Annotated in this window: 13 protein-coding genes; 12 read left to right on the forward strand and 1 reads right to left on the reverse strand. The window is 71.3% G+C overall.

Annotation, left to right across the window (positions count from 1 at the left end):
* The first annotated feature begins 147 nt into the window (after window positions 1–147).
* The 7 genes from AB0C27_RS17130 to AB0C27_RS17160 all read left to right on the forward strand — a co-directional run bounded on the left by AB0C27_RS17130 (window position 148) and on the right by AB0C27_RS17160 (window position 7,348).
* Window positions 148–1,560 (forward strand): solute carrier family 23 protein, encoded by a 1,413-nt coding sequence (locus AB0C27_RS17130; protein WP_357844498.1) that lies wholly within the window; start codon window positions 148–150, stop codon window positions 1,558–1,560.
* Entirely contained in the window at window positions 1,557–2,423 is an 867-nt protein-coding gene (locus tag AB0C27_RS17135) for an FAD binding domain-containing protein (protein ID WP_357844501.1), read from the forward strand. Before AB0C27_RS17130 ends, AB0C27_RS17135 begins: the two co-directional genes overlap by 4 nt.
* Window positions 2,413–2,892, forward strand: a complete 480-nt coding sequence (locus tag AB0C27_RS17140; RefSeq protein WP_357844504.1) for a (2Fe-2S)-binding protein — start codon at window positions 2,413–2,415, stop codon at window positions 2,890–2,892. The genes AB0C27_RS17135 and AB0C27_RS17140 overlap by 11 nt, the downstream gene beginning before the upstream one ends.
* Complete coding sequence (gene cutA / locus AB0C27_RS17145) at window positions 2,889–5,249, forward strand: aerobic carbon-monoxide dehydrogenase large subunit (protein ID WP_357844507.1); 2,361 nt, start codon at window positions 2,889–2,891, stop codon at window positions 5,247–5,249. The genes AB0C27_RS17140 and cutA overlap by 4 nt, the downstream gene beginning before the upstream one ends.
* 81 nt (window positions 5,250–5,330) lie before the next feature.
* The gene (locus AB0C27_RS17150) at window positions 5,331–6,332 is read left to right on the forward strand and encodes a hypothetical protein (protein WP_357844510.1); all 1,002 of its coding nucleotides are present in this window, start codon (window positions 5,331–5,333) and stop codon (window positions 6,330–6,332) included.
* 96 nt (window positions 6,333–6,428) lie between these two features.
* Complete coding sequence (locus tag AB0C27_RS17155; RefSeq protein ID WP_357844513.1) at window positions 6,429–6,854, forward strand: hypothetical protein; 426 nt, start codon at window positions 6,429–6,431, stop codon at window positions 6,852–6,854.
* 77 nt (window positions 6,855–6,931) lie between these two features.
* Window positions 6,932–7,348, forward strand: coding sequence for a hypothetical protein (locus tag AB0C27_RS17160; protein WP_357844516.1), 417 nt, complete (start codon window positions 6,932–6,934; stop codon window positions 7,346–7,348).
* Window positions 7,349–7,417: 69 nt separating this feature from the next.
* On the opposite strand, the gene AB0C27_RS17165 is transcribed toward AB0C27_RS17160, so the two are convergent.
* Complete coding sequence (locus tag AB0C27_RS17165; protein ID WP_357844519.1) at window positions 7,418–8,530, reverse strand: LacI family DNA-binding transcriptional regulator; 1,113 nt, start codon at window positions 8,528–8,530, stop codon at window positions 7,418–7,420.
* A gap of 101 nt (window positions 8,531–8,631) precedes the next feature.
* Between AB0C27_RS17165 and AB0C27_RS17170 the strand changes: the two genes are divergently transcribed.
* From AB0C27_RS17170 to AB0C27_RS17190, 5 genes are read left to right on the forward strand one after another with little or no spacing between them, the layout of a single operon-like run.
* Window positions 8,632–9,861, forward strand: a complete 1,230-nt coding sequence (locus tag AB0C27_RS17170) for an amino acid ABC transporter substrate-binding protein (protein ID WP_357844522.1) — start codon at window positions 8,632–8,634, stop codon at window positions 9,859–9,861.
* Entirely contained in the window at window positions 9,858–10,736 is an 879-nt protein-coding gene (locus AB0C27_RS17175) for a branched-chain amino acid ABC transporter permease (RefSeq protein ID WP_357844525.1), read from the forward strand. Before AB0C27_RS17170 ends, AB0C27_RS17175 begins: the two co-directional genes overlap by 4 nt.
* 28 nt (window positions 10,737–10,764) lie before the next feature.
* Entirely contained in the window at window positions 10,765–11,724 is a 960-nt protein-coding gene (locus tag AB0C27_RS17180) for a branched-chain amino acid ABC transporter permease (RefSeq protein ID WP_357844529.1), read from the forward strand.
* Window positions 11,721–12,452, forward strand: coding sequence for an ABC transporter ATP-binding protein (locus tag AB0C27_RS17185; RefSeq protein WP_357844532.1), 732 nt, complete (start codon window positions 11,721–11,723; stop codon window positions 12,450–12,452). Before AB0C27_RS17180 ends, AB0C27_RS17185 begins: the two co-directional genes overlap by 4 nt.
* Window positions 12,453–12,468: 16 nt before the next feature.
* On the forward strand, window positions 12,469–13,200 hold the full coding sequence (locus AB0C27_RS17190; protein WP_357844536.1) for an ABC transporter ATP-binding protein: 732 nt from the start codon (window positions 12,469–12,471) through the stop codon (window positions 13,198–13,200).
* Window positions 13,201–13,209 lie beyond the last annotated feature (9 nt).

The raw sequence follows: 13,209 nt of genomic DNA on the forward strand, positions 1-13,209 counted from the left end.
CCGACACTTCTCATGTGCGCGAGGTTCACCCTGGTCTGCCGGTCAGATTTGGCAGATCATGCCCGTGTAGGCGCGTGCCGTCGGGCCTAATGTGCCCGCAAGCGGAGCGTGCCGCCGGCCCAACCGCCCAGTACAAGAGGGGCTCGCATGGTTGTGGGATGGACCAGACACGGTGACGGCAAACACCTCGCCCCGGGCGAGGTGGTCAAACCCGACGAAAGACTGAGCTGGCCCCGGATGGTGGGGTTCGGGGCGCAGCACGTGATCGCGATGTTCGGCGCGACGTTCGTGTTCCCCCTGGTGATGGGGCTGGACCCGAACGTCGCCGTGATGATGTCGGGCGTCGCGACGATCCTGTTCCTGCTGATCGTGAAGGGAAAGGTGCCCAGCTACCTGGGCACCAGCGCGTCCTTCGTGGGCGGCGTGTTCGCCATCAGGGCCGCCGCCGGCGGCGACACGGCGGGCGCGGACGCCGTCGTGACCGGCGCGATCCTGGTCGCCGGGTTCGTGCTGGCGCTGGCCGGGCTGGCCATCCACTTCCTCGGCGTGGACATCATCCACCGCGTCTTCCCGCCCGTGGTCACCGGCGCGGTGGTGATGCTGATCGGGTTCGGGCTGGCGTTCGTGGTGGCGGACGTCTACTGGCCGCAGGACCACTGGATGGCGCTCGTCACGATGGTCATCACGTTCGTGGTGATCGTGGCGTTCAAGGGGTTCATCGGCCGCGTCGGCGTGCTGATCGGGCTGGTCGCCGGGTTCGTCCTGTCGTGGCTGCTGGACATCACCGCGGGACCGGTCACGTCGGTGCTGCCGGGGGCCAACCTGCGTGACGCGGCGGGGGCGGCCTGCCCAGCGGAGGGCACGTACTGCGTGGCGACGGCCTTCCCGCACGACCGGGTCAGCTTCGACGCCGTGTCCTCCGCGCCCTGGTTCGGGCTGCCCAGCTTCCACGCGCCCGACTTCAAGACCTCGGCCGTGCTGCTGGTCCTTCCCGCCGTGATCGCGTTGATCGCGGAGAACATCGGGCATGTGAAGGCCGTGGGGGAGATGACCGGCACGGACCTGGACCCGTACGTGGGGCGGGCGGTGACGGCCGACGGCGTCGCGACCGTGCTGACCAGTGCCGTCGGCGGATCGCCGACGACCACGTACGCTGAGAACATCGGCGTGATGGCGGCCACCAAGGTCTACTCGACGGCCGCCTACTACATCGCCGGGATCATCGCGATCCTGTTCGGCCTCTGCCCGAAGTTCGGGGCGCTGGTCGCGGCCACGCCCGGCGGCGTGCTCGGCGGCGTGACCGTGATCCTGTACGGCATGATCGGCCTGCTCGGCGCGAAGATCTGGATCGAGAATAAGGTGGACTTCGCCGATCCCGTGAACATGGTTCCGACCGGAGCGGGCATCATCCTGGCCATCGGACCTGTGAGCCACTTCATCGGCGGAGACTTCACCCTTGAGGGCATCGCGCTCGGCACGATCGTGGTGCTGGGCGGATACCACCTGCTGCGCGCCATCGCCGGCCGCAGTCCCGAGCCCGCCAGGAGCGAGGCCGGGTGAAGCCGTCGCCCTTCGAGTACCACGCGCCCCGCGACCTCAGCGGGGCGCTGCGGACCCTCGCCGAGGTGGACGGCAAGGTGCTGGCCGGAGGCCAGAGCCTCATCCCGATGCTCAACATGCGGCTGGCGGCGCCCGCCCACCTCGTGGACATCAACCGCGTCCACGGGCTCGGCGCGACCGAGGTCACCCCGGAGGGGGTGAAGGTGGGCGCGCTGGCCAGGCACGCCGAGGTCGAGCGGGCCATGGCCCATCCGCTGCTCACCCGCGCGCTCAAGCTGGTCGCCCACCCCGTGATCCGCAACCGGGGCACGGTGGTGGGCAGCCTCGTGCACGCCGACCCGGCGGCCGAGCTGCCCGCCGTGCTGGCCGTGCTGCGCGGCAGCGTGCTCGCGGCCCGCTGGGAGACGGCGAACGGCGGGCCCGTGCTGCGGGAGGTGCCGGCGGAGGAGTTCTTCGTCGGCCCCATGGAGTCGGCGCTGCGCCCGGACGAGCTGGCCGTGTCGGCGTTCTTCCCGGCGCTGCCGGAGGGGAGCGGCGCCGCGTTCGAGGAGGTGAGCCGCAGGCACGGCGACTACGCGCTGGCGGGCGTGTGCGCGGTGGTCACGGTCGGCGCGGACGGCACGGCCCGCGCGCGGGCCGCGTGCGTCGGGGTCGGCGCCGGGCCCGTCGTGGTCGACCTGGGCGACGTGGGGCCCGTGGAGCGGGCCGACTGGAAGGCGGCGGCGGCCCTCGTACGCGAGGCGACCGATCCGGAAGAGGACATCCACGCCACGGCCGCCTACCGCGGTCACCTGGTGGGCGTGCTGGCCGAGCGGGCGCTGCGGAACGCGGCGCGGGAAGGGGCGGCGGCCCGTGGAGCATGAGATCACCCTCGTCGTGAACGGCACCCCCAGGCGGGTCCGCGTCCCCGCGCGCCGCCTGCTGTCCGACTGCCTGCGCCACGACCTCGGCCTGACCGGCACCCACGTGGGCTGCGAGCACGGAGTCTGCGGCTGCTGCACGGTGCTGCTCGAAGGCCGGCCGGTGCGTTCGTGCCTGACGTTCGCCGTGACCGTGGACGGGGCCGAGATCACCACCGTCGAGGGGCTGGCCGGGAGCGACGGCCGGCTCTCGGCGGTGCAGCGGGCCTTCGCCGAGTGCCACGGGCTGCAGTGCGGGTTCTGCACGCCGGGCTTCCTGTGCACGGTGACGGCCCTGCTGGCCGACAATCCGGTCCCGACGGACGACGAGGTGATCGAGGGCATCTCCGGCAACCTGTGCCGCTGCACCGGCTACCAGAACATCGTCAAGGCCGTCCACCGGGCCGCCGAGCTGCAGGCGGAGGAAGCATGACGACGAAGCTGTTCGGCGAGCCCGTCCAGCGGCGCGAGGATCCGCGGCTGCTCACCGGGCAGGGGCGCTACCTCGACGACCTGGGCCGGGAGGCGCTGGCGGCGGCGTTCGTGCGCTCGCCGCACGCCCACGCCCGCATCCGCGACATCGACGTCGGCCCCGCGCTCGACGTGGAGGGCCTCGTCGCCGTCTACACCTGGGAGGACCTGCCCGAACGGGTCGGCCGGGCGCTGCCGCTGCTCATCCCGCACCCGGCGCTCACCCACGGGCGCACCGCCTACCCCCTGGCCAAGGAGATCGTCAGGCACGTCGGCGAGCCGGTGGTCATGGTGGTGGCCGCCGACCGGTACGCCGCCGAGGACGCCTGCGCGCTCATCGAGGTCGACTACGAGCTGCTCAAGCCGGTCGTCGGCCTGGAGGAGGCGGTTCACGGGGCCCAGCTCGTGCACGAGGACGTGCCGGGCAACGTCGGCGCGCACCTCGTCCAGGAGGTCGCGTTGCCCGGCGGGCACGGCGCCAGGGAGGCGATCGAAGCCGCGCCGCACACGCTGGACTTCCGGCTCGACATCGAGCGCAGCGCCAGCATGCCGCTGGAGGGCCGCGGCGTGTACGCCCGCTGGGACGGCCGCGACCTGCGCGTCTACTCCAGCACCCAGACCTCCACCAGCGTCCGCATGGCGGTGGCCGCCACGCTCGGCCTGCCGCTGCCCCACGTCGAGGTGATCGCGCCCGATGTGGGCGGCGGCTTCGGGGTCAAGATCGTGCACCCGTGGCCGGAGGAGGTGCTCGTCCCCTGGGCGGCGATGACGCTCGGGCGCGAGGTCAAGTGGGCCGAGGACCGGCGCGAGCACTTCATCTCCTCCGCGCACGAGCGGGCGCAGGTGCAGCACGTGCGGGTGGGGTTCGACGACGAAGGGCGCGTTCTGGGACTGGACGTCACGATCCTGCACGATCACGGCGCCTACACGCCGTACGGGATCATCGTGCCGATCGTCACCTCCACGCAGCTGCTGGGGCCGTACCGGGTGGGCGCCTACCGGGTCGAGTTCACCGCCGTCTACACCAACACCGTGCAGGTCACCCCCTACCGGGGGGCCGGGCGGCCGCAGGGCGTGTTCTGCATGGAACGCACGATGGACAAGATCGCCCATCATCTGGGCAAGGACCGCACCGCCGTCAGGGAGGCCAACTTCATCCGCCCCGAGGAGTTCCCGTACGACCAGGGGATGATCTTCCAGGACGGTCGGCCGCTCATCTACGACAGCGGCGACTACCCCGAGATGCTCCGCATGATCAAGGAGCTCATCGGCTGGGACTCCTTCGAACGGCGTCCCGGCAGGGGCATCGGGATCGGCTGCTACGTCGAGGGCACCGGCGTCGGCCCGTACGAGGGCGGGCACGTGCAGATCACCTCCGACGGCCGGGTGCACGTCTCCACCGGCCTCACCTCGCAGGGACAGGGCCACGAGACGGCCTTCGCCCAGATCGCGGCGACCGAGCTGGGCGTGCCCATCGAGCGCGTCAGCGTGGTCACCGGCGACACCCGCAGGTTCGGGTACGCGGTCGGCACGTTCGCCTCGCGCGCGGCCGTGGTCAGCGGCAACGCCATCGCCCTGGCCTGCCGCAAGGTGCGCGAGAAGGCGCTGCGCATCGCCGCCGACGCCCTGGAGGCCGACCCGGCCGACCTCGACATCGCCGACGGCCTCGTGCACGTGGCCGGCACGCCCTCCGCGTCCATCCCGCTGTCCACGGTCGCGGTGCTGGCCAACCCGCTGCGGTACGCCTTCGACGAGGAGACGGCCAAGGCCACCCAGTTCTCCGGCACGGCCTCACCCGACCGGCCGCCGGTGGCCGAGGGCGAGGAACCGGGGCTGGAGGGACGCGACTACTACTCGCCGATCAGGTCCACGTTCGCGGCCGGCATGCACGCCGCGATCGTCGAGACCGACCCCGACACCGCCGAGATCAAGGTCGTGCGGTACGCGGTCGTGCACGACTGCGGCCGGCTGATCAACCCCATGATCGTCGAGGGGCAGATCCACGGCGGCGTCGCCCAGGGCATCGGCGGCGCCCTGTACGAGCGCATGGTCTACGACCAGCACGGCCAGCTCGTCAACGCCTCCTTCATGGACTTCCTGATGCCGTACGCCACCGAGGTGCCGCGCGTCGAGACCGACCACCTGGAGACGCCGTCGCCGCTCAACCCGCTCGGCATCAAGGGCGCGGGCGAGGCCGGCGTGATCCCCGTCTCGGCCGTCATCGCCTCGGCGATCGAGGACGCCGAGGGCTTCGCGATCGACCGCATGCCGATCTCGCCGTCCGAGCTGTTCGAGGCGAGGCGGCGCCACGGCCGGTGAGCCTGCGCCGACGAGATGTGCCGACGAGATGTGCCGACGAGATGAGCGGCATGCGCTCATCGGGGTGGGATGATCGGCGGCATGCGTGCCCCCGACTCCGGTCTGACCGTCTTTCCCGACGTGCCCGATGACGTCCGCCTGATCGACCTGGCCTGGAACGAGATCGCCGAGGTGCCGGAACGGGTGGCCGGGCTCGCCGCGCTGGAGGAGCTGCGCCTCGACGGCAACGGCCTGCGCACGCTGCCCGACCTGTCCGGGCTGACCACGCTGCGCGCGCTCCACCTCGACGGCAACGCGCTGACGTCCTTCCCCGCCTGCCCGCCGCGCCTGGAGAGCCTCTTCCTGTACGGCAACCGCCTCGCCGAGCTCCCCGACCGGCTGCCCGCGACGCTCAGGCACTTGGCAGCGGGCGCGAACGGCCTCACCACGCTCCCGGACACGCTCTGGAAGCTGACCGGCCTCGAATCGCTCAACGTGGCCCAGAACGCGCTCACCGAGCTTCCCGCGGGCATCGGCGCCCTGTCCCGGCTGCGCATGCTCGACCTCGGCCACAACCGGCTCACCGAGATCCCGGCCGAGCTCGGCGACCTGCCGCTGACCGACTACCTCTACCTCAGCGACAACCTGTTCACCGAGGTGCCGGAGTCGATCGGGCGGCTCGACCGGCTGGCCTACCTCAACCTGACCGACAACCGGCTCACCCGCCTGCCCGCCTCGCTCGGCTCCATGGCGTCGCTGGTGGAGCTGCGGCTCTACGGCAACCGGCTGGAGTCCCTGCCGGACACGATCGGCGATCTGCCCCGGCTGCGCGAGCTGCATCTCCAGGGCAACCGGCTGCGGGAGCTGCCCGGGCGGCTGCCGGAAGGTCTGAAGGTGCTCGACCTCCGCGACAACCGGCTCGGCCGGCTGCCGGAGTCGCTGCCCGCCGGGCTGAAGCAGCTCGACCTGCGTAACAACCGGCTGCGCGAGCTTCCGGACACTCTGCCTGACCTGGAGAAACTCGATCTGCGGTGGAACAAGCTGGACGGCGAGCCGCAGGTGCTGGCCCGGCTCGAAGCGCGCGGGTGCGTCGTGCTGAGGTGAGTCTGGAGTGCCCGGCGGCGTACCCGTGGCGAACCGATGGCGAACCGGTGTCGTCCGGTGGTGAACCGCGCCGGGCGGGCCTGCGTACCCTCGCACATGACGACATTTCCACGTCTGGCCGCTTTCGCGCTGCTGGCCGGACTGGTCGCCGGCTGTTCCTCAGGGGGCGGCTGGAGCGACTACGTCGCAGCAGGCAAGAACCAGCCCCCCAACCCCGCTCCGCTCACGATCGAGCAGATCTCCGAGAAGGTCGGCTGCAAGCCCAAGATGCAGGTCGACGCCGACGAGGTCCGTACGGCGTACTGCAAGACCCAGGACGGTGAGTTCTTCGTCAACACGTTCAAGACGGAGAAGCTCAAGGACGAGTGGATGGACCGGGCTCCCGAGTACAACCCCCATCTGGTCGGACCCAAGTGGACCGTGCTGGGGCCGTTGCAGGTGCTTGAGACGATCAAGGGCCCGCTCAACGGCGACCTGCACCTGACCGACCACCGGGTCTCCAAGACGCCTGCGCCGAAGTAGCCGGGCCCGGATAACCGGCCGAATATCCGGACGGTATGAGTCTGAACCGAGGTAGGAAGGGCCGCGTACCCCCGCTCATGACGACAATTCCCCGCCTGACCGCTGTCGCGCTGCTGGCGGCGCTGGTCGCCGGCTGCTCCTCAGGGAGCGGCGGCTACGTCGCGTCCGCCGGCAAGCTGGCCGTCGCCGCGCCGCTCACGGTCGAGCAGATCTCCGCCAAGGTCGGCTGCACGCCTCGCATGCAGGTCGACGCCGCCGAGATCCGCACGGGTTTCTGCCGGACACCGGACGGCGAGTTCTTCGTCACGACGTTCGCCAGCCAGTCAGGCAAGGACGCCTGGATGGACGCAGCTCCCGAGTACAACCCGCACCTGGTGGGCAACCTCTGGACGGTCCTGTCCAGCCGCAAGGTGCTCGACCTGCTCAAGGAACGGCTCGGCGGCGACCTGCACCTCACCGACCACCGGACGAAGCAGATGAAGGTCGTCGGCTGACGCACGCTTCCAGCCACCGGACCGTGAATCCGGTGGCCGGCGCGTTTCCGTACCGCACCCGACTCTCTCTCAGGGGCGCGGTGCGGCCGTGGAGGCTCTGACGACCAGCTCGTGCCGGGTACGGCGGCGGCGCGGCCGGGTGGCGGGCGGCTTGAGCACCAGCTCCAGGGCCTGCCTGCCCATGCCGACCATGGGCAGCCTGACCGTGGTCAGCGCCGGGTAGACGTCCCTGGCCACCGGCACGTCGTCGAACCCGGCCACCGAGATCTCCTCCGGCACCCGCCGCCCGTGGTTGAGCAGCCACGACAGCGCACCCACCGCCATCGGGTCGTTGAGCGCGACCACCGCCGTCAGCTCAGGGTGGGCGCGCACCAGCCGGGCCGTGGCCGCCGCGCCGCCTTCGCGGGTGAAGTCCCCGTGCACGACCGGCACCGACGCCCAGTCGAGCCCGGCCGCTCCGTACGCGGTGCGCAGCCCGGCCAGCCGGTCCTCGACCGTGGTCAGGTTGGCCGGGCCGCCGAGCACGCCGAGCCGGCGGTGGCCCAGGTCGAGCAGGTGACGCATGAGGGTCGCGCCGCCGGCGGCGTTGTCGGGCAGCACCGCGTCCACCGGCAGGTGGTGCCGGCCGATCACCGCGACCCGCCCGCCCGCCGCGGTGAACGAGCGCAGCTCGGCCGCGATGTCGGTCTCGGTGCGCGCGTCCACGTAGCCCGAGCCGGCCAGCACGATCGAGGTCACCCGGTGCGCCCGCAGCGCGCGGATCCTGGCCAGCTCGGCGCGCGGGTCGCGCTCGGTCTGGCTGATCAGCGCCAGGTAGCCGCGGCTGTCCGTCTCGCGCAGCACGCCCCGCGCGATCTCGCCGAAGTACGGGTCGCCCACGTCGTGCACGACCAGCCCGACCATGGACGCCTGCCCGCCGGCCAGCGCCCGCGCGTGGCTGTTGGGCACGTACCCCACCTGGGCGGCGATGGCCTGCACGTGCGCGGCGACCCGGGGGCTCACCCCGGCGCTGCCGGTCATCGCCCGCGAGGCGGTGGCCAGCGACACCCCGGCCGCCCTGGCCACGTCGATCAGGCGCGGCGGACCGGGCAGATCGCCGGGAAGCGCGCCAGGCGGGGCGGCCGTGCGAGGGCCAACAAGGGCGTCGGGTGGGGAAGGCCGCGGGGAAGGGCGTTCTGCCATGCGGTGCGTACCCCCTTGTATGGGGCGAGATCCCGTGTAATCGTAACCGAAAGCGCTTACGAAAGCGCTTTCGCTCGCCTCTTCTGACGGGGGTCTCCTCGATGGCAAGAGTAAGCAAGGGCCTGGCGATCATCTCCCTCTGCGCGCTGGCGCTCACCGCTTGCGCGAAGACCGACGAACCCGGCGCGGCGCAGTCGCCGGGACAGCAGAAGGGATCGGTGCGGATCGGCGTCTCCCTCCCGCTCACCGGCGACTTCTCCGAGCCGGGCAAGGGCATCCAGGAGGGCTACCAGGTCTGGGCCGACCGGGTGAACGCCAAGGGCGGCCTGCTCGGCAGGAAGGTCGAGCTGATCTTCCGCGACGACGCCTCCGACCCCAACCGGGTCAGCTCCGACTACGAGTCGCTCATCACCCAGGACAAGGTGGACCTGGTCTTCGGGCCGTTCTCCTCGCGCCTGGTCATCCCGGCGGCGAAGGTCGCCGAGTCGTACGGCATGCTGTTCGTGGAGCCCGCCGGCGCCGCCGCCGAGGTGTTCGAGCAGGGCTTCAAGCGGCTCTTCTACGCCGCCCCCGCCATCGCGAGCGACCACTACAACTATCTGGCCGACTACCTCACCAAGCTGCCCGCCGACCAGCGGCCGAAGACGGCGGCGTACGCGAGCCTGGACGACCCGTTCGCCCAGGGCACCGCGTACGGGCTGCGCGACAAGCTGGCCGCGGCCGGGATCAAGACGGTCGTGGACGAGGTGTACCCGCCGGAGACCACCGACTTCGCCCCCATCGCCGCGAAGATCGCCGCGGCCAAGCCCGACCTGGTCGTGGGCGGCACGCAGTTCGAGGACTCGGTCGGCCTGGTGCGGGCGCTGCAGGAGCTCAAGGTGCAGCCGAAGCTGGCCGCGTTCTCGACGGGGCCGACGCTGGCGGAGTTCCCCGCCGCGGTGAAGGGGGCGGCCGAGCACGTCATCTCGCCCGTCGGCTGGTCGGCCACCGCCACGTTCACCGGCAACCAGGACCTGGTCAAGCGCTACAAGGAGATGTTCGGCGGCGACGCCAACGAGGACGCGGCCAACGGCTACACCGTCGGCCAGATCGTCGAGGCGGCCGTGAACGCGGCCAAGTGCGCGGACCCGTCCAAGGAGTGCCAGGACAAGCTGACCGCGCACATCGGGCAGGCCACGTTCGACACCGTCGTGGGGCCGCTGTCGTTCGACGACAAGGGCCGGCCCGAGCAGGCGCACATGATCCAGCAGTACGTGAACGGCAAGGTCGAGATCGTGCTGCCCGAGCAGGCGAAGACCGCCGGCATCGTCTACCCGAAGAAGCCGTGGTGAGCCTGCTCGCGCAGGGCCTGGCCCTGGGCGTGCTGACCGGCGGGCTCTACGCGCTGCTGGCCTCCGGCCTGTCGCTGTACTTCGGCGTGATGCGGGTGGTCATGGTGGCGCACCCGGCGTTCCTGTTCCTGGGTGCCTACCTGACCTACACCGCGCACACCGTGTTCGGTGTGGATCCGTTCCTGGCGCTGCCGGTGACCGTGCCGCTCTTCTTCGTGCTGGGCGTGGCGGTGCAGCGGCTGCTCATCGCCCGCCTGGCGCCGGAGAACGTGGCGATGATGTCGGTGCTGCTGACCTTCGGGCTCGCGCTGACCATCGAAGGGCTGCTCGGCACGTTCTACACGGGCTCCTACAAGTCGGTCAGCATGGACTACGCCACCCGCTCGCTCACCGTGGCCGGCGTGCACCTCCCGTACGACAAGATCATCGCCTTTGGCGTGGCCGGGCTCACCCTGGCCGTGCTGTTCGCGGTGCTGGTCAGGAGCAAATTCGGGCAGGCGCTGCGGGCCACGATCCAGCACCGCGAGGCGGCCAGGCTGGTTGGGATCCAGACCGAGCGCGTGGCCGGCTACGGCTTCGGCGTGGGCCTGGCCACGGCCGCCGTGGGCGGCACGGTGCTGGCGCTGATCACGCCGTTCTTCCCCGCCTCCCACTGGGTCTGGATCGGCAAGCTCATGGCCGTCATCGTGGTCGGCGGCCTGGGCAGCGTGACCGGCGCCGCGCTCGCGGCCGTGCTGCTCGGCGTGGTCGAGGGTGTCGTGCTGGTGACCGTGGACGCCACCTGGGCCACCATGATGTTCTACGTCTTCCTCTTCCTGGCCCTGCTCGTCCGCCCCCAGGGGTTCTTCGGAGGCCGGCTTGCGCACCGTTTCTAGAAGAGGTCTGCCCCTGCTGGCCCCCCTGATGATCACTGTGTTGGCGATCGCCTATCCGTGGCTGGTGCCCAACTACTACCTGGTGTACGCGGGCGCGCTGACCGTCATGTACGCCGCCATGGCCACCTCCTGGAACCTGCTCGGCGGCTTCACCGGCTACGTCTCGCTCGGCCACTCGGCCTTCTTCGGGCTGGGCGCGTACGGCACCGGGCTGCTGGTCGTGCGCCTGGACGTGCCCTGGCTCGTCGCCCTGCCGGTCTCGGCGCTGCTGGTCACGGTGTTCGCCGTCGGCGTCGGGATCGCGGCGGTACGCGTGCGCGGCGCCTCGTTCGTGATCGTCTCCATCGCGCTCGTGTCGATGATGAACCTCGTCGTGCAGGGCTGGCGCTCGCTGACCGGCGGCTCCACCGGCCTCCAGGTGCCCTCGCCCTTCCCCGACCTGCACAGGGGCCAGACGCACCTGGTCTTCTTCTACCTGTTCCTGGCGCTGCTCGGGGTCGCGCTGCTGGCCTGGTGGCAGATCTCCCGTTCCCGCTTCGGCGCGGGGCTGCGGGCCATCAGGGAGGACGAGGACAAGGCCGAGTCGCTGGGGGTGCCGACGGGGGCGTACAAGGTGGCGGCCTTCGCCCTGTCCGCCCTGTTCGTGGCGCTGGCCGGCGGCCTGTACGCGCTCTGGTTCGGCAGCCTCGACCCGATCTTCGTCTTCTCCATCCTGATCGGCTCGTACATGGTGCTCATGAGCCTGCTCGGCGGCGTCAGGCACCTGCTCGGGCCGCTGCTCGGCGCGCTCATCGTGGCCCCGGCGGGGGAGTACTTCCTGATCGCGCTGGGCGAGACGCAGATCCACCTGACCGCGACGGGGCTGGTGCTCGTGCTGGTGGTGCTGTTCATGCCGGAGGGCATCCTGGCCAGGTTCACCCGGCGGCGGGCGGGTCCGTCCATCCCCGACGAGAGCGCGGACCAGCGGCTGCATGGGGTCTCGTCATGAGCTCGCTGCGGACGGAGGGGCTGACGAAGTCGTTCGGCGGCGTGCTGGCCGTGAACGGCGTCACCGTCGAGCTGCGCGACGGCGCGATCAACGGCCTGATCGGGCCGAACGGCTCGGGCAAGACGACGTTCTTCAACATCGTGACCGGCCTGATCAGGCCGGACTCCGGGCGGGTGCTCTACCGCGACAGGGAGATCACCCGGCACTCGCCGCACCGGATCGCCCACGCGGGCATCGGCCGCACCTTCCAGCTCTGCCGCGTCTTCCCGCGCCTGACCGTGCTGGAGAACATGCTGGTCGCGGTCCGTCGCACCCGGCTGCGCGAGCTGATGGCGGGGCTGCGCGACGCGGGCGAGATGGAACGGGCCCGCCACTGGCTGCGCCGCATGGGCATCGAGCACCTGGAGGAGGCCGAGGCCCGCGACCTGTCCTACGGCCAGCAGAAACTGCTCGAACTGGCCGCCGTGCTCATGGCCGAGCCGGACCTGGTGCTGCTCGACGAGCCCGCGGGCGGGGTCAACCCGGCGCTGATCGACCGGATCACCGGCCTCGTCCGCGACCTCAACGCCGAGGGCCGCACGTTCCTGGTCGTGGAGCACAACATGGACATGGTGATGGGCATGTGCGACCACGTGATCGTCTTCGACCGCGGCGCGCCCATCGCCGAGGGGCCGCCCGCCGAGGTGCGGGAGGACCCGCGGGTGCTGGAGGCGTATCTCGGTGTCTGAAACGGTGTCTGAAACGGTGTCTGAGCCCGTGCTGGCCTTGGATGACGTGGTGGCCGGGTACGGCAGGGGCGCGCCCGTGCTGCGCGGGCTGAACGTGACCGTCCGCGCCGGTGAGGTCGTCTGCCTCGTCGGCCCCAACGGCGCGGGCAAGTCCACCGCGCTCAAGGTGGCCAGCGGCCTGCTCGCGCCCAGGTCGGGCCGGGTGCTGCTGGCCGGCAGGGACGTGACGGGCCTGTCGCCGCAGCGGCTGCTCGGGCTGGGCCTGGCCCACGTGCTGCAGGGGCACAGCGTGTTCCGCGAGATGACCGTGGCCGAGAACGTGCGGCTCGGCGGGTTCACCGTCCGCGACCAGGCCCGGCTGAAAGAGCGGATCGAGGTGGTCAAGGACCTGTTCCCCGTGGTGCGCGAACGGTGGGGCGGCATGGCGGGGCTGCTGTCCGGTGGGCAGCAGAAGCAGGTCGAGTTCGCCCGCGCGCTGATGCTGGAGCCGTCCGTGGTGCTGCTCGACGAGCCGTCGATGGGCCTCGACCCGCGCAACACGCAGGTGGTCTTCGACCAGATCGACCTCATGCGCAGGACCGGCGTGGCGGTGCTGCTGGTGGAGCAGAACGCGCGCAGGGCGCTGGAGATGGCCGATCTCGGCTGCGTGCTGGACCTCGGCCGGGTGCACATCACCGGCCCGGCCCGCGACCTGGCCGCCGACCCCCGGCTGGGCCGCCTCTACCTGGGAGGCGCCCCCGCCGGTTGAGCGTCCGTC

The sequence above is a fragment of the Nonomuraea sp. NPDC048882 genome, from assembly GCF_040649755.1.
In the GTDB taxonomy this organism is placed as follows: domain Bacteria; phylum Actinomycetota; class Actinomycetes; order Streptosporangiales; family Streptosporangiaceae; genus Nonomuraea; species Nonomuraea maheshkhaliensis.